We start from the raw sequence: 21532 nt of genomic DNA, 5'->3' as shown, positions 1-21532 counted from the left end.
CCGGGCGCAGGCAAAAGTCCTTACTAACCCCTTGCCTTTTCGTGACGCGCACTGGCAAGATGCGATGTCCTGGGCCTCAGGCGACCGCCGAACGCGCGCCGTCCTCCGAGGAGCGGGCAGCTCCACCTTCGAAAGAAGCGGATATGACAACGGAACAGGTGATCGATCCCTCTGTCAAGCCCTCGGACCGATCTCGCTGGAACGACGCGAAGCTGGCGGTCATGGCCGAGGTGGCGCCGGTTGCGATGATCGTGTGTGACCGTGAGCGCGTCGTGCGCTTCTGGAACCGGCAGGCGTCGCGGCTGTTCGGGTGGACTGAAGCGGAGGTGCTCGGCCGCGAGCTGCCCTGCCTGCGCCATGGCGATGTCGACGCGTGGTGGGAGCGCCCGGGCGACGAGGAGGCCCCGCTCGCGGCGCAAGGTCTCCGCAAGGACGGCGCCCGCATCGATCTGGAGATCACGCCGGTGGTGGTGGAGCGCGACGCGTCCGGCGCGGCCGCCGGGCTCATGGCGGTCGTCAGGGAGGCCCGCGAGAAGCACGCGCCGGAATGCTCCGCCGAGAGGATGCGTGCGAACGACGCGCTCCGCGAGAGCGAGGAGCGCTTCCGCATGGTCGTCCTCGCCATCCAGGATGCGATCTACGATTTCAACGTCGCGACCGGCGCGGTCTGGCGCAGCGATACCTTCGAGAAGGTCTCGGGCGCGCCCAAGGAGCTCTATGCGGATGCAGGGTGGTGGCGCGAGCACATCCACCCTGACGACGTGAACAACGTCACCGACGCGCTCGGGTCGGCGATGGGCTCCGGCGCCAGCACCTGGAGCGCAGAGTACCGCCTGCGCCGGGCGACCGGCGAGTACGCCGTGCTCATCGACCGCGGCGTGATCCTCCGTGACGCGGAGGGCAAGCTGGTCAAGGTCGTCGGCGCGGTCTCGGACGTGACCGAGCAGCGACGGCTCGAGGCGCAGGTGCAGGAGTCGATGATCCAGATCAAGGCAGCCGCCGAGGAGGTCGAGCAGCAGAATCGGCTCCTCGAGAACGAGATCCTCGAGCGCATGCGCAGCGAGGACAGCCTGCGCACCCAGAACGAGGCCATCCGGCTCATGTCGGCCCCCGTGGTCCAGGTCTGGGAGCACGTCCTGGCCCTCCCGCTGATCGGCGCGATCGACGATGTCCGCGCGTCGCGCATCACGGAGACGCTCCTCAACGAGGTCGTGCGCACGCAGGCCAGGGTCGCGATCATGGATCTGACCGGCATCGAGAGCGTCGATATCGCGACCACCAAGCACCTCCTGGACATGATGCGAGCCGTCCAGCTGCTCGGGACGCGCGGGGTGGTGTCGGGGATCTCGCCGCAGATCGCGGCCACCATGACGGAGCTCGGCGCCGAGACGCAGGGGCTCGTCACCTTCGGCACCCTGAAGGACGCGCTCCGCCACGCGGTCGCCTCGACCACGCGCGCCGCGACCGCACCCCGCTCGCCGGGGCCGAGCGCGGCAGCGGCGCGACCCGCAGGCCCCCAAGTCCGGCGGTAACCCCCGCGCCACCGAGGGGGTCCGTCGGCGCGGGCTGCCCGGACGACGGCGCGTGGCCGCCGTCCGGGCGCGGCGTCAGAGGACCTTCAGGAACGCGATCAGATCCGAGCGCTGAGCGCGCGAGAGGCGGATCGGGAACCGCCTGCCGTCCTTCGATTTGTTGTAGAAATCGCCGTTGAAGTAGTCGACGACCTCCTCGAGCGACATCGCCGAATTGTCGTGGAAGTACGGGGCGTTCCGCGCGAGGCGCCGGAGCTGCGGGACCTTGAAGCGGCCGACGTCCTCGAGCCGCCCGGTCGTGGCCGCCAGCCCGATATCCTTCGTGACCTTGAAGGGGACGATGACGCCGTCCTCGCGGACGAGCGGGAGAACGATGGGCTCGAAGACGCCCCCTCCGGCGTGGTGAGAGAACCTGAGACCGTGCCTGTTCCGCTCGGACACGCCCACGTTGAACGTCCGTGTCACGCTCGGCCCGAAGACCGGGTTCTTGACGTCCGTCTCGCCGTTGCCGAGCGCCTCGACGTTCGAGAGGTTGTTGAACACGTTGGGCACGTTGTGGCACGTCATGCACGAGCGCTGGAACACCTTCTTCCCGCGCTCCTCCGCCCGCGTCCGGATCCGGACCGTGTGGAAGGGATCGCGCGCCAGCACGCGGAACATCGGGTGCGACGGGTCGCGGAGCGCGGCGAGGCGCGGATCCGAGAGCTGCGAGAACTGGAACGCCTCGAGGTCGTTGCCGTCCTGGACCGTGAAGAGGTCCTCGAAGCGCCTGTCCGACTCCTGCGTGTGGCTGAAGACGGCGCCCCGGTCGGTCTCGAACATGGTGCGCGCGCGCGCGTCATGGAGGAACCCGTTCGAGAAGGCCAGGTTGACCAGCCGGATCGACTTGCGCCAGAAGAACACCTTCCGGAACGGGTCGTCCTCGGCGCGCTGGAGGTTGAAGCGGTTCGGGCGATACTTGATGAGGGCCAGCTCGTCGAGGTTGCGCATGCCGTCCGGGTCGCCCTGCGCGTCGCCGTGGAGGCCCGTGAACAGCGCGTCGTCGAGAGACACCGACGCGGACAGCGGGGGGGGCGGGAGCCCGAGCTCCACCTCGAGCCCGCGATGGCACGTGAAGCACGTGCGCTGGTTGCTCACGACCGTGCCCCCGAAGGCCACCGACGGCCCCTCGAAGATCGCCTGGCTCTTGTCCTCCGCGTCGCTGTCCGGGGCCAGGCCGAAGAGGGCGCGGCCCCGCACCGGATCCGCCCCCGGCTGGGTCGGATTGAACCGCAGGGACTCCTCCAGGTGCAGGTTGTGGGTGCCGCTGTTCGTGACCTTGATCTCGGACCCTGCCGCGCCGAGCAGCTCCAGGTCGTCGCGTGCTCCGGTGCACGCCGAGAGGGACGCCGTGAGGCCGGCGGCGAAGAGCAGTCGCGAAGGTCTCGTCGTCATGGCTAGCTCCCCTCCGGGCTGCAGAAGTTCAGGCCCTTGGTGTGCACCCCGGTGAAGAAGTCCTCGCACGTCCCGGCGCCTGCGAACGGCCGGATCGGCGGCGCCACGTTGCCGAAGGTCGCGTCGATATCCCAGGCATACCCCCGCGGGATGACGCCGCCGAACTGGGTGCCATTGCTGTAGGTGGAGAACAGGTGATCGAGCGGCGGGAACGTGTAGTACTCCGGTGGCTCGATGGTGATGCTCAGGAAGAAGCCGCTCCGGAGGTAGTCCGCGAAGCTGACCGCCTCCGAGGCGGGGAGCGTCTTGGCGTAGCCCCGGATCGTCGACAGATCGATCCGGTTCGGGTCCGACAGGCACAGGTTCGGCGGCGGGAACCCCTCGACGACCTGAGCGTACTCGGGCAGGTCCGCGCGCACCGTTTTGTCGTACGCGAGGGTGAACTCCAGATCGACGTCGCCGTCCTCGTCGGGCTGGAAGAGCGGCGAGCCGACGGCCCTCACCGTCGGCAGCTCGATGGCGATCGAGCCGGGCGGAGGCGACGCGAAATCGAGCTCGCTGCCGAGCAGATCCCGCGTGGTCGCGTCGTAGTAGAACTTGAGGAGCCCTGCCTGGCTGATGATCCAGAACTGGTATCGCCCGTTCACGATATCCTCGATCTCGGGCCAGAAGGGGTTTGGAAAGAAGTTCACCCCCGGGGTGCGATCGACGCTCGGGTAGGGCACGAGCACCCCTTTGCCGGTGACCTTGATCCGGACCGAGTTGTCCTCTTCGCTCCATCGCAGGGTGGCCTGCATCTCGCGCTCGCAGTTGTGTGGCAGCGCGATGACCGTGGCCTCCGGCGGGACGCCGGCGCCGCGGTAGAGGGGGACCTTCATGAAGCCTTCACGATGATCGCCTCCCGACTGCGCCTGCACAGGGGAGCCGGCGACGCCGGACGAGCCGGCCGTCAGCACGCCGGCGCCGAGCACAAGCACGAACCCGACGTGACGCGGTCTCAGATGACGTGGTTTGGACATCGAATGCTCCTGTCCGCAGAGGGGCGCCCGCGGGGGTAGGCGCTCGCTCCGCGCGCGAAGGGCAAAGTGGGACCGAGGCGAGGCAGCGGCTTCACCGGCCGTAGCCGAGCCGTCAGCCGCCGCGCGACCGATGCACAGCCTGCGAGGACCAGCGCCTCTCGCCCCCACGGCGCAGAGGCACCCCTCGAACCCATGTATATATCCGAGACAGACGTAATTCAAAGACCAAATGAAATGGTCTTTACTCCATGACAGAGCCTCCGGAGACGCTCACGTCTCGTCACCGGACATCACAACCTGCTGAACTCGACGACAGCGTGGCTCGGCTGAGCATCGCAGCGGCGGAGTCCAGGCCCTGTCAGGCAAAGCTCGCGGGGAAGCTGGGCAACCGGGGGAGTCGACGGGGCCATGCCTCCGTGTCCGCCTCCCTGGTCAACTGCAGGTGATGGTCGGATTCATCGAGAAGGCGTGAAGGCGAGAAGGCGAAAGCGAGAAGGCGAGAAGAACATGTGTCTGTTCTTCTCGCCTTCGCCTTCCTGTTCGTGGAGCGGGGCCGCCCGGGCAGGGAGGCGCCGAGGGTCCGCTCAGCGCCTCGACCCGCCGGGGGCGCGCGAGCGCGTCAGCGCTCCTTGTCTTTCTTGTCGCTCCCCTTCTCGCCCTTCTTCTTCTTCTTGTCGTCGTCCTTCTTCTTGGACTTCGACGCCACCTTCTTCGGCTCGTCGCGGCCGAGCGCGATCTCCAGGCGATCGCCGCGCGCCTTGGCCTTGTAGGCGGGCACGCCGTCCTTGAACTGCAGGGTGATCTCCGCGCCGTGCGGCGTGTTGACCACGCGCACCGACGCGAGGCGCTTGTCCTTCCGGGCGAGGCCGCTGCCGGAGGACAGCGCGCGACGGTCGGGCAGCGACACCGTGAAGCCCATCGCGCCGGCAGCGCCGTTCAGCTCCTCGATGGGGCCGTCCATCTTCAGCTTCAGCACGACGGGGCTCCTCACGGTCCCTTGACCCCACTCCTTCGGGCCCTCCTGCGCGTCGTCGTCCGCCTCCGCCTCGTCGTCCTCGCCGGGGCCGCCCGGGACCGCGGCCGCCCGCGCGAGCGGGTCGTCGGCCAGGGCGCCCGGGTCGGCCGGCGGCGTCGGCGGCACAGGCTCCGTCGTCGACAGCGGCGTCGCGCCGAACAGGGGGACGTTCGCCGTCAGCACGCCGCCCGGCGCAGCCGCCGCCCCCGCGGCCGCGGCCGCCGGCAGCGCAGGCGCGCCGGGCGACGGCAGCGCCGGAGCGCCCGCAGCGGTCTCCGCGCTCCCGGCCGAGGGCGCGTCGCCGCCCTGCAGGCCGAGGAGGCGCGCGGCCCCGAAGACAAGGAGCACCGCCGCCAGCCCAAGGAAGCTCCCGGCCACGGCCGCCTTCCTGTTGAAGCGCGGCGGCTCGGTCCCCTCGCCCGCCGTCTCCTCGGCCTCCTCGCGCACCAGCCGCCGGCCGCCGGACTTCAGCGCGCCGGCCGGCGGCAGCGCCGTCGTGCGGCGATGGCCGCCCTCCTTGGACCCGTCCCCCTCGCCTGCCGCGCGCGCGGCGCGCCGCTCCTTGATCCGCGCCACCATGCCGGCCATCGCGGTGACCGCGCGCGTCCCGGCGCCGGCGAGCGCCGGGGCGATCTTGCCCGCCACGGCCTTGCCGGCCATCGCGGCCTTCTCGCCGACGTCGCGCAGCCGGCTCGGCTGCGCGTCGGCCGCCGGCGCTGCGCCCGCGTCCTCCGACCCTTCCCGCGCGGAGGGGGGCGCCGCGTCCTGCGCCGAGACAGGCGCCGCGTCCGCCGCGCGCGCCTCCCCCGCCGAGGGCGCCGGCGACAGGTCGCCGTCGTGATCGTCGTCCCCCTCGACCGCCGCACCGCCGCGCGCGGCGCTCGCGCCGCCCGCGCCAGCCGAGGCGCGCTCGCCCTGCGGATCGCGCGCAGGCGCCGCGGACGGCCGCGCCGGCGCGCGCTCGCCCGGATCGCGCGGCGGCGGCGCCGACGACGTCCGCCCCGGCGCGCGCTCGCCCGGATCGCCCGGCGGCGCCGACGACGCTCGCCCCGGCGCGCGCTCGCCCTGCGGCGCCGACGACGCCCGCGGGCTCTCGCCCGGCGGCGGGACCGACGGCGCCCGCGCGGGCGCTCCCGCGTCGAGCGCCGCCGCGGGCCTCGCCGGGGGCAGGGACTCGGACGACGCCGCGCGCGGGCGCGACGCCCTGGCCGCGCGGGGCGCCTCGTAGCGCAGCGTGACCACGAGCTGCGGCACGCTCGTCGCCGGGTCGACCTCGACCTTTACGTGGTCGATGTACGCCTCGCGGCGCGTGCCCTGCTCGACCTCCTCCAGCTCGAGGGAGCGGCCCACCTTGAGGAACTCCAGGTTGGAGCCGACCTCGAGATCGTCGAGCCCCCCCGCGCGCACGCGCGCCTTCATGGGCGAGCCCAGCCCGTCGATGTGGAGCCGCACGCGCGCGCCCCGCTGCGCCGCGCCGGAGGGGACCGCGAGCGCCGGCGCGGCGCCGGCGGCGCCGGCATCCATCGACGAGCACATCGAGCGCACCGCCTCCTCCGCCTCGGCGTCGAGGCCGGTGAAGCGCAGGCCGAACTCGCCGCCGCGCGCCTCCTCGGCGCGCCAGCACACCTCGCCCTCGACGACGAGCTCCTTGCCGAGCCCGTCGAAGCGGCAGATCAGCGCGTCGCCGACCCGCGGCAGGTACGCCGTGCGCAGGCGCATCCCCTCCGGGGACATGTCGATCGATTCGGCCTCGAAGCCGCCGCCCGACGTCTCGCCGATCGCGACGAGCGCCTCGATGCGGACCCGCTGCCCGGCGCCGGCGCGCCGCTCGCCGCCGCCGCTCTCGCGATCTCTCTCCAAGGATTCCGGCGCCTTGCGAACGCCATCTCCCTCTGCGCCTCGAACGTTCATACGCCCACTCCTCCGCTTCGCCGCGAAGCCGCGTCCGCGATCGCGGGACCTCCGCGGTGCAGAGGGCCCTCTGGCCGGCAGTACGGCCTAAGCCCGGCGCTGGCCAAATTTTGGAGGCCGCGCGAGGCGGCGAGACGCAGGCGCGGCATGGAGATCGGCCGCTCGCTTCGCCTGGCGCCCCGGGGGGCAAACGTGGGAAGCTTTCGGTGATGGGCAAGGACGAGCCGCCGCAGAACCGGGACAAGCCCGCGCCGCCCGCGAACCAGGACGTCGTCTTCATCCACAGCCCCGTCGAGCAGGGTGAGGGCTTCCGGGTCATCCGGAGCCGGGAGGACCGGCTCGAGATCGGCGAGCTGCGGCCCACCGAGCACGGGCGCCCGCTGGCCGGAGAGCTCGTGAAGCTGACGCAGCGGTCCGAGCATACCCGGCTCTTCGACGTGGAGGTGCTGCTCCCGGCGCCCCACGGGGCCGACGCGCCCCGGTCCGGCCCCGCCCAGGTCGCGACCGACGCCTACCGCTCCAACTGGGAGGCGATCTTCGGCCCGCGCGAGGAGAACAAGCTCGCCAACTGAGGCGCCCTCGGCGACGGCGCCGGACGCCGCGCTGGCGAGCCGCGGCGCGTCGCGCAGGCTCGCCAGCCGGGCCGCCCTCAGCCACGGCCGCCGGACGCCACGCTGGCGAGCCGCGGCGCCTCGCCGGTCCTCCGGATCGCGTAGGCGATCCCGCGCTGGAGCGTCCCCTGGACGACGGTCTCGCCGAGATCGATGCCGAGGCCGACGAGCGTCTGCGAGACGCGGGGGGCGATCCCTGTGATCACCGCCTCGGCGCCGAGCAGGCGCAGCGCTGTCGCGGTGCGCAGGAGCGTCGCCGCGACGCCGCTGTCCACGCCCCGCACGCCCGTGATGTCCAGGATGACGACCTGGGCCCCCGTCTCCGACACGCCGCGGAGCGCCGCGGCGAGCGCCTCGTCCGCGCGCTGCGCGTCGACGGTCCCGATGAGCGGCATGACCATGATCCTGTCGGTGATCGGGATGAGCGGCGTCGACAGCTCCGCGAGCCGCTCGCGCTGCATGCGGATGAGGTCCTCCTGCAGGCCGGCGCGCTCCTGCTCGGCGCGCGACCGCTCGGCGAGCTCCTCCTCGAGCTGCGCCTTCGCCGAGGAGAGCTCCGCTGTGCGGGCGGCGACAGCCGCCTCGAGCGCGCCGTTGGCGCGGCGGAGCTCGTCGCTCGCCGCCTGGACGCGCGCGTAGAGCAGCGCGTTCTTCACGGCGATGGCGGCCTGCGCGGCGACGAGCTCGAGCACGTCGAGGCGGGCGCGCGAGAACACGTCGGGCGCGGCGTTGTTCTCCAGATAGAGGATGCCCGAGACGTCCCCCTGGCTCACCATGGGCAGCGCGAGCACGGATCGCGGCTTGCGCGCCGCGACGTAGGGATCGCCGTCGAAGCGCGCGTCCTGCGCGGCGTCCGCCACGACGACGGCGCCCCCGCTGCTCATCACGAGCTCGATCACCCGCGCGGCCGCGGCGCCGCTCTCGCGCACGGGCGTCGACGGGCCGACGCGCACCTCGCCCTCGTCCTCGACGACGGCCTCCACGCGCGGCCCGCCCTCGTGGTCCAGGATCAGCGCGCCCCGCTGGGCGCCGACGCTCTCGATGGCGAGCCGGAGCAGCCGCGTCATGACGCGGCCGAGGTCGATCTCGCGCGCCACGGCCTGCGCGGCGCGGATGAGCGCCGCCGCGTCGAGCAGCGCCACGCGCCGCGCGACCATCTCGGTCGTCGACGAGGCGACCGAGGTCAGGTTCGACAGGAGGTCCGCGGACGCGGGCTGGCCCGCCGCCGCGCGGGGGAGCAGCTCGACGTAGGCCTCCTCCATCTGCCGCAGCTTGGCCGTGGCGCCCCAGCGCGCGTAGGCCTGGTAGGCCTCGACGAGGCACGACCGCGCGAGCCACGGCATGCGCCTCGAGGCAAGGAACCTGCCGCAGAGCTCGCTGACGAGCGCGCGGTAGCGCACGTACCCCGCCTGCTCCGCCGCGTCGCTCGCCTGCTGGTAGAGCTCGAGGATCGGCTCCAGCGCCTCCCCGGCGACGCGCGCGCGCTCCGCCCGGACGAGCAGCTCCAGGTGCCGGAGCTCCGGGCAGTCCCGCGCGAGGACGGCGACCTTGTCGTGGCTCGACGCGAGCATCTCGGCCAGCGCGCCGCCCTCCTCCCCGCTCGCCCGAGGGCCGAGCGCCAGGATGGTGAGGCAGGTGTAGAGCGGCAGATCGACGATGCCGATGTACTGGCCCGTCAGGGCGCGGGCCCGCTCGTGCGCGCGGCACGCCATCCGGAGCGCGCCCTCGTGATCGCCGTAGAGGTACGCGAGCGCGAGCTTGTTCGTGTAGTAGAAGCCGGCGACGATCGCGAAGCCCACCGCCTCGAGCTTCGGCACGAGGGCGTCCTCGTCGAAGCCGGCGTCGCTCAGCGTGCCGCGGTTCAGCGTGCGCCCCTCGAGGTTCTGGATCACCTGCCGCGCGACGGTCTGGACCGCCGTCGACAGCGCGTCCTTCGTGCGGGAGGTGAAGCGCAGGAACCCGCCGACGTCCTCGCGCACGCGCCGGAGCTCGCCTTCCAGGCTGAGCTTCATCTGGGCAAGGATGTTGGAGGACGCCGACGCGAACATGAAGTCGCCGGTCTCCATCCCGGCGATCCGCGCCCGCTGGAGGACCTCGAGCGGCTCGCGCTGCGGCCTCGAGAGGTTCATGACGACCCCGTAGTTGAAGTCGAGCTTCGCCCTGAGGGCATCGACCTGGTACCTGTCGTTCAGGGCGACGCCCATCCGCGCGATCCTGTAGCCCTCGTGCGGCTGGCCCCTGAACGCGGCCAGGTAGAAGCCGTGGTACACGTACGCCACGCTGGCCATCGGCGAGCTCCCGTGCCGGAGCGACAGGTTCGTCATCCTGACGGCGAGGAGCTGGGCCAGCGGCGGGTTGAGGAAATACGCCGATGGCGAGCCGTGGCCGAGCATCTCCACCACGACCCTGACGCGCGGATCGGCGAGCTCCGGTTCCGCGCCGACGTCCTCGCCCCGCCGGGCGGCGAAGCCGCGCTCGGCCTCGGCGAGCTCCGCGCGGAGCGCGGCGGCGAGCGCCTCGCCCTCGGTGGGCACCTCCATGCCGAAGCGGCGCAGGCCCTGGAGCGCCACCGCGAGCGTGTCCGCCCAGCGGTGCTGCGCGTTGTAGAGGACCATCCGCATGCAGTAAACGCGCGCGCGCTCCACGTCCGAGGCGGCGCGCTCGAGGAGGGTGTCGAAGAGCGCCTCCGCCTCGTCGCAGCGGCCGCTCAGGTGCGCGCACTCGGCCTTTGCGGCATGGATGTCGAAGACGTCGAAGGCGAGGCCAGGCTCGCCGGCCCATGGATCCGGGCCGAGCGCGGACGCCGCGGCGCTCAGGTAGCCGAACGCGGCGTCGTACGCGGTCGCCGCCTGCGCGCGCCGCCCCGCGGCCAGGTTGAGCCGCACGAACTCGCCGCGCTCCGCCGGATCCTCGATCAGGGCCGCGGCGACGTTCAGGTGGCCGACGACGACGAACAGCTCCTCGTCGCTCGGGTCCTCGCCGAGGCTCGCCGCGAGCAGCCGGCCGATGCGGTGGTGCAGCCGCTTCCGCTCCGGCTCGTCGATGAGCGCGTACGCCGCCTGCTGGACGCGATCGTGCAGGAACCGGTACGAGACGCGGAACGAGGGGTCCTCGAGCAGCCTGCCCGCGACCGCCGCGTCGCCGGCGTGGACGAAGCGGTACTCGGGATCGAGGGGTACGACGAGGCCCTCCCGCAGGGCCTCCCAGAGGGCCGCGGCCACCTCGCCCGGGGGCTGCTCGGCGACGAGCGCGAGCGTCCTGAGGTCGAAGCGGTGGCCAACGCAGGCGGCGAGCCGGAGGGCGCGCTGCGCGCCGGGCGCGAGCCGCCGGATCTTCGCGGCCATCAGCTCGACGACGCCCTCCGCGCCCTCCGCGCTCCGGGCGCGGTCGAGGCTCCACGCCCACGCCCCCGCGGCCGGATCGAAGCGCACGATCCCCTCGCCGGCGAGGGCGTGCAGGAGCTGGTGGATGAAGAACGGGTTGCCCGCGGTCCTCTCCAGGATCAGCGCCGCGAAGGCGTCCGTGTCCTCGAGGCGGCAGCGCAGGGCGTCGGCGAGGAGCCGGCGGATGTCCTCGAGCTCGAGCGGCCTGAGCCACACATCGGAGACGGGCGCGTTCGCCGCCCGCAGGTCGCGGACGAGCCTCGCCAGCGGGTGGGCGTCGTCGATCTCCTGGTCGCGGTAGGCGCCGATCACGAGCATCCCGCGGCCGTCCGGATCGGTCATCAGGAGCTCGAGGAGCTTCAGCGAGGCCGGGTCGGCCCACTGGAGGTCGTCGATGAAGAGCACGAGGAGGTGCTCCTCCGTCACGGCGCGGACGAAGGTCTGGAACGCCAGGCTGAAGCGGTTCTTCGACTCGTTCGGCCCGAGCGGCTGCGCGGGGGGCTGGGGGCCGATGATGCGCGCGAGCTCGGGGATGACGTCGACGACGACCTGCCCGATCGAGCCGAGCGCGGCGCTCAGCCGGGCCTTCCAGCGCGCCACGGACGCCTCGCCCTCCGACAGCATGCGCTCGCACAGCTCGCCGAACGCCTGCGCGATGGCCGCGTAGGGGGTACGCTGCTTGAGCTGGCCGAACTTCCCCGAGACGAAGTATCCGGGCCGCCGCGCGAGCACCTTGTAGACCTCGCGGACGAGGGCGGACTTGCCGACGCCGGCGTGGCCGGAGATGAGGAACAGCTCGACGGCGCCGGCCGCCACGCGCTCGCACGCGGCCACGACCGCCTGCGTCTCGGCCTCGCGCCCGTAGAGCTTCTCCGGCAGCCAGAGCCGGCCGCCCGCGTCGCGCTCGCCGAGCGGGAAAGGATCGACGCGGCCGTCGGCCTCGTACCTCCGGAGGCACTCCTCGAGATCGGCGCGCAGCGCCTCGGCGCACGGATACCGATCCTCGGCGGCCTTGGAGAGGAGCTTCATGACGAGATCGGAGACGACGCGCGGGATCTCGGCCGACGCGGCGTGCGGCGGCGCCGGCGTCCTGGCCAGGTGACAGTGGACGAGCTCCATGGCGCTCGGCGCTGTGAACGGGGGAGCGCCCGTGAGCATCTCGTAGAGGGTGACGCCCAGGGAGTAGAGGTCCGTCCGGCAGTCGAGGCTGCGGTTCATCCAGCCCGTCTGCTCGGGTGAAATGTACGCCAGGGTCCCCTCCGCGGCGTCCGGGCTCTCGGCCCGCGGCGCCTCCTGCGACAGGCGCGTTGCGATCCCGAAGTCGGAGAGCTTGACCACCAGCGGATCGAGGCGGACGAGGATGTTGTGCGGCTTGACGTCCTTGTGAATGACGCCCGCGTGGTGCAGCGACGCGAGGGCGTCCGCAACGTGGATGCCGATCCGCAGGATCGTGGCCAGACCGAGCCTGTTGCTCCGCAGGACGATGTCGAGCGACGCGCCGCCGAAGTCCTCCAGGACGAGCACGGGCCCCCCGTCGCTCTCCTCGACGTCGAGGATGCGGAGGACGCCCGGGTGCGCGATCTCGCGCGTGATCACCTGCTCGTGGCGGAGCCTCGCGATCGCGCGCGGCGACGCCCGCCCGGCGCTCGGTCCCTTCAGCACGACGGGCTGCCCGTCCGACGCGCGGCGCGCGCGGCGCACGGTGCTCATCGGCCCCTCGTGGAGGATGGCGTCCGCGGCGTAGCCCTGCAGCGGGCTCGCTGATCCGGTAGCATGAACCGCGCCGAGCTTCGTCATGCTTTCAGGTTACAACCGATACGACACCTTCCGTGACGGCGTTCGACGTCGCGGCTCTTCGACGTGGAGGTGCTGCTCCCGGCGCCCCACGGGGCCGACGCGCCCCGGTCCGGCCCCGCCCAGGTCGCGACCGACGCCTACCGCTCCAACTGGGAGGCGATCTTCGGCCCGCGCGAGGAGAACAAGCTCGCCAACTGAGCCCCGCGCGACGCCGGGCCGCCGGAGTGTCGCGCGACGCCGCCGGAGCGGCTCCGGAGGTCGCGGCCGAGCCGCTCCGTCCACGTGTTGAATCTTGAGCCGCGGAGCCCCCCCGGGGAGCACTGCTGGGCGTGATCCGAACGCGCCGCTCGACCGTCCCGCCCTTGACAGCGGTCGCGCCCTCCACGCAAAGGGGGAGCGTGCAGGCGCTACCGCTGTCCGCGACCGACGACGTGGCGCTGGCGCGCGCCGCGGCGCAGGGACACCCGGGCGCCGCGCCGGTCGTGTGGCAGCGGTTCGCGCCCCTCGTGCGCCGGATCCTGACGCGCACCCTCGGGCCGGGCGACGAGGTCGACGATCACGTGCAGGACACGTTCCTGCGCTTCTTCCGCGTGGCGAAGGACCTGCGGGATCCGTCGCTGCTCTCGAGCTTCATCATCGGCATCGCGGTGCGCGTCGCGCGCGCCGAGCTGCGGCGCCGGCGCCTGCGCCGCTGGCTCCAGCTGTCGCCCTCGGGCGAGCTCCCGGACGTCGGCGGCGCGCAGCAGGATCCGCAGGGGCGCGCGGCGCTCACGCGGCTCTACGGCATCCTCGACCAGGTGGACGACCGGTCGCGGACGCTCTTCGTCCTGCGGTTCATCGAAGGGCTCGAGCTCACCGAGATCGCCGACGCGCTCGGGTGCTCCCTGGCCACGACGAAGCGCCACCTCGCGCGCGCCACTCACCGGATCCTCACGGCCGCGCAGCGCGATCCCGCGCTCTCGGCCTACCTCACGAAGGCCCCGCAAGCGCTCGATCAGCCCGGGAGCCTCCTTGCCTGCGGAGGAGAGCACGATGAATGAAGCGGAGAAGTTGAGCCGGCTCGCCGATCTCGCGCGGGAGGGCATCCCCGCCGACGTCGACGCGGCGCACGACGCCGCCGAGCGCGCCCGCTTCGTGGAGGCGGTGAACCGCGGGGCCGCCCGCCGCCGCGAGGGCGACCTGGCCCGCGTCGCGTCGTGGCTGCGCTCCCTCGGGCTCTGGCCTCTATACGCGGGGCGGGCGCGGTGGGGCTTCGCGCTCGCCGGCGCGGCGGCGCTCGCGCTCGCGCTCGTCGCGCTCTGGCCGTCGCGGCGGCTCGACTACGCCGTCGAGGGCGCGCCCGGCGCCGCGGGCGGCTACATCGCCGCGGCGGGCGAGGAGGCGCGGCTGCGCTTCACGGACGGCACCACGGTCGCGCTCTCGCCGGGCAGCGCGCTGCGCGTGGCGGAGGTCGACGCGGTCGGGGCGCGCATGCTGCTCGAGGACGGCCGGGCGTCGCTGCGCGTGACGCCGCGGCCGAAGGCGCGCTGGTCGGTCGAGGCGGGGCCGTTCGCGGTGCTGGTCACCGGCACGGCGTTCGACGTGTCGTGGACGCGCGGCGACGGCACCCTGCGCGTCGATCTGCACGAGGGGAGCGTGACCGTGCGCGGGCCGCTCGCGCCCGACGGGCTGCCGCTCCGCGCCGGACAGCGGCTCGTGGCGCGGATGCGCGAGGGCGACGTGCAGATCTCGAGCGGCGACGCGGCCAGCACGGTGGGCAGCGCGGCGGGGCCGGCGCAGCAGGGGCCGTCGTCCGCGGGGGCGGCGCTGCCCGGCGGAGAGAGGAACACCGGACCTGGCGACGAAGGCGACGCCGGGGCCGCACGGCCGGAGGGCTCGCGGGCTGAAGGGGCGCCCGCGGGCCTTCCGCCGGACGGTTCGGCGGCGGAGCCGGACGGCGCGGCGGCGGCGCCGAGCTGGGCGAAGCGCGTGGCGGAGGGGGATTTCCGGTCGGTCCTGGCCGAGGCGGAGCAGCGCGGCCTGGGCGGCGTGCTCGATCACGGCCCCCTCGACGACCTTGTCGCGCTGGCGGACGCGGCGCGGTATGCGCGGCGGGGCGACGTCGCGCAGCGCGCGCTCACCGCGACGCGTAAGCGGTTCCCCGGGACGAGCCACGGGAAGGCGGCGGCCTTCCTGCTCGGGCGCATGGTCGACGACGGCGGCTCACCGGGGGCGGCGGTGGCCTGGTACGACGCGTACCTCGCCGAGTCGCCGGGCGGCCCGTTCGCGGCCGAGGCGCTCGGCCGCAAGATGGTCGCTGTCGAGCGCACGGGCGGCCGGTCGGCGGCGCGCCCGGTGGCGGAGCTCTACCTGAAGCGCCACCCGCGCGGCGCGCACGCGCCCGTGGCGCGCGATCTCGTGAAGCCGTGACGCGTCTCCGCCCCCGCCTGCGATCTGATAAAGCCCTGGCCGAGTGCGCTCCTTTCCCCTTCTGACCTGGCTCTTGCTCGCCCCGGCGCTCGCCCCCCTGCGGGCCGAGGCCGCGCCCCCGCCGGAGGCCGCGGCGGCCGCCTCGCGGGTCGTGATCGTCGAGGCCGACGCGGACGACCCGCTGGTCCGCGAGGCGGCCACGCGGCTCCGGGCCGAGCTCGGCGCGGCGGGGTTCGAGGTGGTGCGCGTCCCGCGGGCGCGCCAGGGAGACGCGCACGACGCGCGCGACGCGCTGGAGCGCGCTGCGCAGGACGAGGGTGCGTTCGCGGCCGCGGCGATCTTCCGCTCCCGCGCGGGCGCCACGGCGGACCTCTGGATCGTCGACCGGGTGACGCAGAAGACCGTCGTGCGCACGGTGGAGGTGTCCGGCGCGGCGGCCCCCTCGGTGATGGCCGTGCGCGCCGTCGAGCTCCTGCAGGCGAGCCTCCTGGAGGCCAACCTGCTCTCGACGCGCGCGCCGCCCGAGGGTGCGGCGGGCGGCGAGCGCGTCGCCGTCCCTGACGACGTGCGGCGGTGGATGGCGCCCGTGCGGCGGCAGGCCGGCGCGGATCCGGCGGCGGCGCGGGCCGGGATGCTCGCGGGCGTCGGCGTGGAGGCCGGGCTCGTGGCGCTCCTGAGCGCGGGCGGCATCGGGCCGGCGCTGGGGCCGGCGCTGCGGCTGTCGTACGGGGCCGACGCGGGCGGCGCCGGGGGCGCGCTGCCCGCGGGGCTCGCGGCGCGGCTGACGTTCGCGGGGCCGGCGCTGGGGCCGGCGCTGGAGGGCGCGCTCGGCACGGTGTCGGTCCGGCAGGAGATGGCGCTGCTGGAGGCGGTGTGGGCGCTGGAGACGGGCACCGCGGTCTCGCCGGTGCTCTCGGCCGGCGTGGGCGGATTCCACCTGTTCATCAGCGGCGACCCTCTGCCCCCGCTCCGGAGCGCCACGGGCGAGGTCTGGTCGATCGCCGCGACCTTTGGCGGGGGCGCCGGGCTGCGCCTCACCGAGCGCGCGGCGCTCCTGCTGGACGCGCACGCGATCTTCGCCGAGCCCCGCGCCGTCGTGACGCTGGGCGGCGAGCGGCTCGGCACGGCGGGAAGGCCGACGTTCGCGGGGTATCTGGGGCTGCTCGTGCGGCTCTGAGGCGAGATCGGGTCGCCGCCGGCGGCGACATCGGAAGACGGCGCGAGGCCGTTTGCCAATGTTGGAGCAGCACCGATTCCGTTACTGTCTCGAGATCAGTCGAGGGCGCGCCCGCTGTGGGCAGGGCCTCCTGGCGCGGGAGACATCGATGAAAACGCGAACAATTTCGACCGTTTTGCTCACCACGCTCGCCTTCTCGACAGGGTTCCTCGGTTGCTCTGACGACCCGGACGACGGCACGGGAGGGAGCTCGCCGAGCACGAGCTCCGTTTCCGGGAGCGCCAGCTCGGGCGTGGGCGGCGACGGCGGCAGCGGCAACGGTGACGGCGGCGACGGCGGCGGCGACGACGGCGGCGGTGACGGCGGCAGCGGTGACGGCGGCGGCGACGGCGGCAGCGGCGGCGACGGCGGTGGCGGCGACGGCGGCGGCAATGGGGGGCTCGGCGCTCGGTGCGAGGTGGACGCCGACTGCGGCCCGAGCGGCCTTTGCCTCTCCGAATCGGGCAACGAGTTCTTCGGCGGAGGCCCGGCGGGCGGGTACTGCACGACGTCGTGCGGTGCAGACGGCGATTGTGAGGGCGAGGGCAGCGCGTGCCTTGAAGGCATCTGCCTTCTGGGATGCCCCCAGGGAGAACCTCCGCTCGTCAGCCTCGACGACGAGCTCGATCCGGCGAAGTGCCACGGCCGCGAGGACCTTCGCTGTGACAGCATCGGTGATGTGACCGTGTGCATGCCGGGCTGCGGCTCGGACAGCCAGTGCGCCGGCCGCGTGTGCGACCCCCGGATGAGCCTTTGCGTCGACGAGCCGACGGCCGGGCTCCCTGCGGGCTCAGCGTGCGAGATCGGGGACGAGGGCACGGATCCCTGCGCGGGGTGGTGCATCGGCTTCAGCCCGGCGCTCTCCGTTTGCGCGGGGCTGTGCGCGCTCGGCGGGGACATCGCGAACGAGGACTGCGGAGGGCTGGAGAGCGGTCTGTGCACCTACGCGCTGACGGAGGATCCCGGCATCGGCGATATCGGTGTCTGCGCCAAGGCGTGCACGAGCCACGGCGATTGCCTGATGCCGCACGCCTCGTGCGCGTTCGTGGGGCTGGACGGCAACGGCTTTTGCCTCTTCGGACCGACGGCTTGCCCGCGGGGCCAGAGGCAATGCACGGAAGAAGGCGAGGTCTGCACGGTGACGCCTCAAGGCCGGCTGTGCCTCGACGAAAGATACCCGCTGAGCAATTCAGGCACGGGCGGCGCGGGCGGTGAAGGTGGTGCGAGCGGCGCTGGCGGCGCGGGCGGCGCGGGCGGCGCGGGTGGTACGGGCGGTACGGGCGGTACGGGCGGTGCCGGGGGTACGGGCGGTGCCGGCGGTGTGGGCGGCGCGGGCGGTGCCGGCGGTGCCGGCGGTGCCGGCGGTGCCGGCGGTGCCGGCGGTGCCGCTGGAGCCGGTGGTGCCGGTGGTGCGGGCGGCGCCGGTGGTGCGGGCGGTGCCGGCGGTGCCGCTGGTGCGGGCGGCGCGGGCGGTGCCGCTGGTGCGGGCGGGGCGGGCGGCGCCGGCTGACCGGTAGCTCTCCATCAGACCGCCTCCCCATCACGGATCCGGTGCTCGCGGAGCGGTTCCACCGCCCTCCCCAGGGTGTTCTCGGTGCTCCTGGGGCGGTTCCACCGTCCTCCCCAGGGTGTTCTCGGTGCTCGCGGGGCGGTTCCACCGCCCTCCCCAGGGTGTTCTCGGTGCTCGCGGAGCGGTTCCACCGCCCTCCCCAGGGTGTTCTCGGTGCTCGCGGAGCGGTTCCACCGCCCTCCCCAGGGTGTTCTCGGGTAGTGCTGCACTTTGGATTTGAGTGCTGCACTTTGACTCCGGCCCTCGCGTGACGGGCTAAGTTCGGCCGTAAGCAAGTGCTGCCCGCGGGTGTGCAACCACCCCGGGCAGCGTGGCCGAACCCCGCAGCAACGAGGTCCGACAGTGCAGCTATACCTGATCCCACCCGACGGTGGGCAAGGCGGACGTGCGCCCGCGCGTCGCCAGCGTCTCACACTTACACCCACACAGAGCAAGCGTCTCCGGGCGACCCTGCGGAACCTGCGCGCCGCGTACGGAACATGGGACTGCTTGGCCGACGTCATGGGCGTCTCGCGGAGCACCCTCCGCAACATCGTGAAGGGCCACGACGGCGGCTCGCTCGCGATGGCCATGCGCGCCGCCAAGGCGGCCGGCGTCACCGTCGAGCAGCTCCTCGGTGGGCTCGTCGCCGCTGACCGTTGCGCCCACTGCGGGAGGAGCGGGTGAAGCGCCCGCGGAAGGGGGCGCAGAGCCCGCCTGCCGCGCGACATCGAAGCCAGCGACCGACGATGCAGGCGATCCTCGCCGAGCGCTCGGTCATCGTCGCCGTGCTCATCGCGAGCGGCGTCCCGTCGCGCGACCGTGCCGACGTGGAGCAGCAGGTGCTCATGGGCGCGTGGCGCTCCGTGCGCCGTGGCATGTACCGGCCGGACCCCACAGAGGACGCCCGCAGGGCGCTCCGGAAGTGGCTGTACGGCATCAGCTGGCGCAAGGCCGGCCACTACATGAACAGCGCGTGGGTGCGGCGCGCGGTGCTTCATGCGCAGCCTCTCGGCAGGCTGCACGAGCCCGCCGGTCCGAGCCTTGAAGCGCAGCTCCAGGCCCGCGAAGTACTGGAAGCGCTGGCGAGCCTGCCGCCCTGGCAAGCCGAGGCGCTCCTCGCCGTGGACGACCCGGAGTCGCTCGTCGCGTACGCCAAGCGGCGCGGCATGAGCCCCGGCACGGCGGCAAGCCGCTTGCGCATCGCCCGCGAAGCGCTGGCGCTCAAGATCCGGAGGTGGCGCCGATGAGCGCCCGAGCCGAGCGCGAGAAGCGCCGCGTGCTGACCCCGGAGGACCTCCTCTACCTTGCCGAGCGGGTGCGCGCCCTCGATGCCTACGCTGTCTACCCATGGGACCGCGAGCGCCTCTGGGCCGACGTACTCGCCGCTCAGATGGAGGCGAGGACCCGCGCCGAACGCGAGGCTGTCGCAGAAGCACGCGGCGCCTTGCAGATCCTCGACGCCGTAGAGCGGCACTTCGTGCGGCGCGAGTAGATCCCCCCGACCGACAGCCTAGCAATCTCTCCGCCGCGCACCACGCACATCGTCGCACAGTGGACAAAGGAACCGGCGGCATTTGAGCAGGTTTGCTCGGGAGGCCGAGCCAGATATAAGCTACTAGATGAACTGGCTGGATCAAGTCTTGGCCGTGCCTACCGTGGGCTTTCTCCTGGATCCGGTTTTGCTCACGTCGCATGAGCATGCTGCCGCCCTTCGTCCGCTGCTAGAGAAATGGATCGCGAAGAACGGTGCCGTTGGCGTGGACGCGAAGCAACTCTACCAGCTAGCCATCTCGGTAGGGAGCTACCAGTACACCATCTCTCACGAGAGCATCAGCGCGCAGTTCCTGTACGGGACACCTGTCGTCGAAAAAGCCCGCTCTTCACCAGAGCGCTCCGCGGCAGAAGCGCTGACGGTGTATTCGTCGCTGCTCCAAAATTGCATAGAAGAGTTCGTCGGACTGGCCACGGTGTTAAATAGGCATCATAGCAGAAAACTCAAGAGGATTGGCATCATGACGGCCGCTACTCTGTCGATGGACCAATTGCCTCCTGGGGTTGAGACGCTTCTCCGTCACATCGCCAGCCCATGGTCCTGCGAAGCCACGGCAATCGTGGGCACGATTCTCGTGGACGTCCACAAAAACGACAGATGGACAGATCGGTGTCATCACACGATCGACTTTAATCGTGCAGATCGCCCTGGTCGTATGGAATTGAAGTTGGATTGGCAGCGTGTCTTCGCAAGCGAAGTACCCATCAATGCTAGCACGATTGCCACGCAGTTCACGGAGTGGTCGGACGCCGCACTGAAATATTTCGACCTATTTGGCGCTGGAGATCTCAGCTATGTCCAAGGCTGACGCAACCGCAGAACGCATTGTCCACGATTCGAGCATCGATGCAGCGGAGATGCTGCGTGCCTCAGGCACAAAGGCAGAAGCCGCCACGGCCTTGTCCGGTGCCAGCACTGGACATCTATACTCAATAGGGTCCAGCATGCCGCACACCGGAGAAAGTCATCCAGTCTCAATGCAGTACGAAGTAAGCGCAAGACTCGCCGGAAGAGCGGTCGCCAGAAAAATACCCAAAGAGAGATACGCTGAATTAATGTCGGAGCACCAGAGGCTCGCGATGAAGGAGGTGTTAGGAAATATTTCTACGTCCGAGTCTAGACAGTTGCGCCTCGTCAGATGGCAGATAGATCGAGTCGAGGACGCAAGGCACGGACAGGACATCGATCGTCTTGAGGAAATCGCTAGAGTGCATCAGACACTGGCTCATGACATAAATGCGCTGGTGTCACAGCTTGGTCCTGTCAGCGGCAAGGGCAAAGGCAGGAGCAAATCGCGTGGCTGAGCCGTCGTCGGCATGTCTAGTTGCACGATCCGGTGTGCGCCCTGTATCGAACTATCTGGAATACCGCGATCAACTACGGGAAGATTTCTGGTTTTCATGTGCATACTGTAGTGTATCCGAGATAGAAGCGCGAGGAATTGCGTTCGAGGTAGACCACTATCGACCACAGGCGAGATTTGGCGCGCTGCGTGACGATTACTCGAACCTGTTCTGGTCTTGCGATATATGTAATGGGCTGAAGGGGGATCTTCCGCCAGACGAAGATTACGAGCGTGGATTCAGATTCTTGAAGGTTGACGAAGATGACCCGACGCAGCATTTGGAGCTGGAGGAGACATTTCGCGTCAGACCACTCACCCCAATTGGCAAGTTGACAGAGGCTGCGCTGTACCTAAACAGCGATCGACTGTTCCGGCTACGCCGAGCTCGCGCTGAGCTTTATGATGCAGAAAATCAGATCCTAATCGGCCTTCGCGCCCTGAAGGGATACCAGATCGAACGTGTGCGAAAGCAGGCGCGTGCGTACTTTGAACGCGTCAGGCGCGAACTTGGCGACAGGGCCGAGGAACTTAGTCAGTTTACTAAGGCAACGTTTGTTGTCGCCGACTGGAATAGGTCGCCTCTCATAGATCGCGACGAGGATGAGCGAAGAACTGCTAGCGCCGAGCGGCGTCGTTTTCTAAAGATTGAGATGAAAGCCTATAAGCCAGAGACATGGACGGCGGATGCGCCGCCCGCTGCAAAACAACTGGGCCAGTCAGCCAAGAAAAGCCGACGTCGGCAGCGCCGATAAATCA

The 21532-nt window shown here is 71.6% G+C and carries 17 protein-coding genes; 13 read left to right on the top strand and 4 right to left on the bottom strand.

Annotated elements, in window-relative coordinates; genetic code table 11:
- Positions 1-143 precede the first annotated feature (143 nt).
- Positions 144-1532 carry a PAS domain S-box protein gene (locus WMF36_RS14420; protein ID WP_437580172.1) on the top strand — a complete coding sequence of 463 codons (1389 nt, stop codon included), beginning with the start codon at positions 144-146 and terminating at the stop codon, positions 1530-1532.
- Positions 1533-1607: 75 nt separating this feature from the next.
- On the opposite strand, the gene WMF36_RS14415 is transcribed toward WMF36_RS14420, so the two are convergent.
- The 3 genes from WMF36_RS14415 to WMF36_RS14405 all read right to left on the bottom strand — a co-directional run bounded on the left by WMF36_RS14415 (position 1608) and on the right by WMF36_RS14405 (position 6860).
- Complete coding sequence (locus WMF36_RS14415; RefSeq protein WP_437580171.1) at positions 1608-2966, bottom strand: hypothetical protein; 1359 nt, start codon at positions 2964-2966, stop codon at positions 1608-1610.
- Between the two features lie 2 nt (positions 2967-2968).
- On the bottom strand, positions 2969-3985 hold the full coding sequence (locus tag WMF36_RS14410) for a hypothetical protein (RefSeq protein WP_437580170.1): 1017 nt from the start codon (positions 3983-3985) through the stop codon (positions 2969-2971).
- A gap of 619 nt (positions 3986-4604) precedes the next feature.
- Positions 4605-6860: a PilZ domain-containing protein gene (locus tag WMF36_RS14405; RefSeq protein ID WP_437580169.1), complete on the bottom strand. Its 2256-nt coding sequence runs from the start codon at positions 6858-6860 to the stop codon at positions 4605-4607.
- A gap of 260 nt (positions 6861-7120) precedes the next feature.
- Between WMF36_RS14405 and WMF36_RS14400 the strand changes: the two genes are divergently transcribed.
- Positions 7121-7483 (top strand): hypothetical protein, encoded by a 363-nt coding sequence (locus tag WMF36_RS14400; RefSeq protein WP_437580168.1) that lies wholly within the window; start codon positions 7121-7123, stop codon positions 7481-7483.
- A gap of 77 nt (positions 7484-7560) precedes the next feature.
- On the opposite strand, the gene WMF36_RS14395 is transcribed toward WMF36_RS14400, so the two are convergent.
- Positions 7561-12702, bottom strand: a complete 5142-nt coding sequence (locus tag WMF36_RS14395; protein WP_437580167.1) for an AAA family ATPase — start codon at positions 12700-12702, stop codon at positions 7561-7563.
- A 63-nt stretch (positions 12703-12765) separates the two neighbouring features.
- On the opposite strand from WMF36_RS14395, the gene WMF36_RS14390 reads away from it, so the two are divergent.
- The 11 genes from WMF36_RS14390 to WMF36_RS14340 all read left to right on the top strand — a co-directional run bounded on the left by WMF36_RS14390 (position 12766) and on the right by WMF36_RS14340 (position 21528).
- The gene (locus WMF36_RS14390) at positions 12766-12900 is read left to right on the top strand and encodes a hypothetical protein (RefSeq protein ID WP_437580165.1); all 135 of its coding nucleotides are present in this window, start codon (positions 12766-12768) and stop codon (positions 12898-12900) included.
- Between the two features lie 200 nt (positions 12901-13100).
- Positions 13101-13742, top strand: coding sequence for an RNA polymerase sigma factor (locus WMF36_RS14385; protein ID WP_437580164.1), 642 nt, complete (start codon positions 13101-13103; stop codon positions 13740-13742).
- Positions 13735-15111 (top strand): FecR domain-containing protein, encoded by a 1377-nt coding sequence (locus WMF36_RS14380; RefSeq protein WP_437580162.1) that lies wholly within the window; start codon positions 13735-13737, stop codon positions 15109-15111. The genes WMF36_RS14385 and WMF36_RS14380 overlap by 8 nt, the downstream gene beginning before the upstream one ends.
- Positions 15112-15154: 43 nt before the next feature.
- Positions 15155-16288 carry a hypothetical protein gene (locus WMF36_RS14375; RefSeq protein ID WP_437580161.1) on the top strand — a complete coding sequence of 378 codons (1134 nt, stop codon included), beginning with the start codon at positions 15155-15157 and terminating at the stop codon, positions 16286-16288.
- 148 nt (positions 16289-16436) lie between these two features.
- A complete protein-coding gene (locus tag WMF36_RS14370) occupies positions 16437-17837 on the top strand; it encodes a hypothetical protein (protein WP_437580160.1) in 1401 nt (466 codons plus the stop codon).
- A gap of 549 nt (positions 17838-18386) precedes the next feature.
- The gene (locus WMF36_RS14365) at positions 18387-18563 is read left to right on the top strand and encodes a hypothetical protein (RefSeq protein WP_437580158.1); all 177 of its coding nucleotides are present in this window, start codon (positions 18387-18389) and stop codon (positions 18561-18563) included.
- Positions 18560-19126, top strand: coding sequence for an RNA polymerase sigma factor (locus tag WMF36_RS14360; protein ID WP_437580157.1), 567 nt, complete (start codon positions 18560-18562; stop codon positions 19124-19126). Before WMF36_RS14365 ends, WMF36_RS14360 begins: the two co-directional genes overlap by 4 nt.
- Positions 19123-19371 carry a hypothetical protein gene (locus WMF36_RS14355; RefSeq protein WP_437580156.1) on the top strand — a complete coding sequence of 83 codons (249 nt, stop codon included), beginning with the start codon at positions 19123-19125 and terminating at the stop codon, positions 19369-19371. Before WMF36_RS14360 ends, WMF36_RS14355 begins: the two co-directional genes overlap by 4 nt.
- 127 nt (positions 19372-19498) lie before the next feature.
- Entirely contained in the window at positions 19499-20239 is a 741-nt protein-coding gene (locus WMF36_RS14350) for a hypothetical protein (protein WP_437580155.1), read from the top strand.
- Entirely contained in the window at positions 20226-20735 is a 510-nt protein-coding gene (locus WMF36_RS14345; RefSeq protein ID WP_437580154.1) for a hypothetical protein, read from the top strand. Before WMF36_RS14350 ends, WMF36_RS14345 begins: the two co-directional genes overlap by 14 nt.
- Positions 20728-21528 carry an HNH endonuclease gene (locus WMF36_RS14340; RefSeq protein WP_437580153.1) on the top strand — a complete coding sequence of 267 codons (801 nt, stop codon included), beginning with the start codon at positions 20728-20730 and terminating at the stop codon, positions 21526-21528. Before WMF36_RS14345 ends, WMF36_RS14340 begins: the two co-directional genes overlap by 8 nt.
- The last annotated feature ends 4 nt before the right edge of the window (positions 21529-21532 follow it).

Source organism: Sorangium sp. So ce887, from assembly GCF_051521455.1.
Lineage (GTDB): Bacteria > Myxococcota_A > Polyangia > Polyangiales > Polyangiaceae > Sorangium.
This window is presented reverse-complemented; position numbering and strand designations above follow the sequence as displayed.

Bases quoted from the DNA above. Each gene is read 5' to 3' on its own strand.
- WMF36_RS14420 (WP_437580172.1), top strand. From the start codon at position 144: ATGACAACGGAACAGGTGATCGATCCCTCTGTCAAGCCCTCGGACCGA.
- WMF36_RS14415 (WP_437580171.1), bottom strand. From the start codon at position 2,966: ATGACGACGAGACCTTCGCGACTGCTCTTCGCCGCCGGCCTCACGGCG.
- WMF36_RS14410 (WP_437580170.1), bottom strand. From the start codon at position 3,985: ATGTCCAAACCACGTCATCTGAGACCGCGTCACGTCGGGTTCGTGCTT.
- WMF36_RS14400 (WP_437580168.1), top strand. From the start codon at position 7,121: ATGGGCAAGGACGAGCCGCCGCAGAACCGGGACAAGCCCGCGCCGCCC.
- WMF36_RS14395 (WP_437580167.1), bottom strand. From the start codon at position 12,702: ATGACGAAGCTCGGCGCGGTTCATGCTACCGGATCAGCGAGCCCGCTG.
- WMF36_RS14380 (WP_437580162.1), top strand. From the start codon at position 13,735: ATGAATGAAGCGGAGAAGTTGAGCCGGCTCGCCGATCTCGCGCGGGAG.
- WMF36_RS14370 (WP_437580160.1), top strand. From the start codon at position 16,437: ATGAAAACGCGAACAATTTCGACCGTTTTGCTCACCACGCTCGCCTTC.
- WMF36_RS14355 (WP_437580156.1), top strand. From the start codon at position 19,123: ATGAGCGCCCGAGCCGAGCGCGAGAAGCGCCGCGTGCTGACCCCGGAG.
- WMF36_RS14350 (WP_437580155.1), top strand. From the start codon at position 19,499: ATGAACTGGCTGGATCAAGTCTTGGCCGTGCCTACCGTGGGCTTTCTC.
- WMF36_RS14345 (WP_437580154.1), top strand. From the start codon at position 20,226: ATGTCCAAGGCTGACGCAACCGCAGAACGCATTGTCCACGATTCGAGC.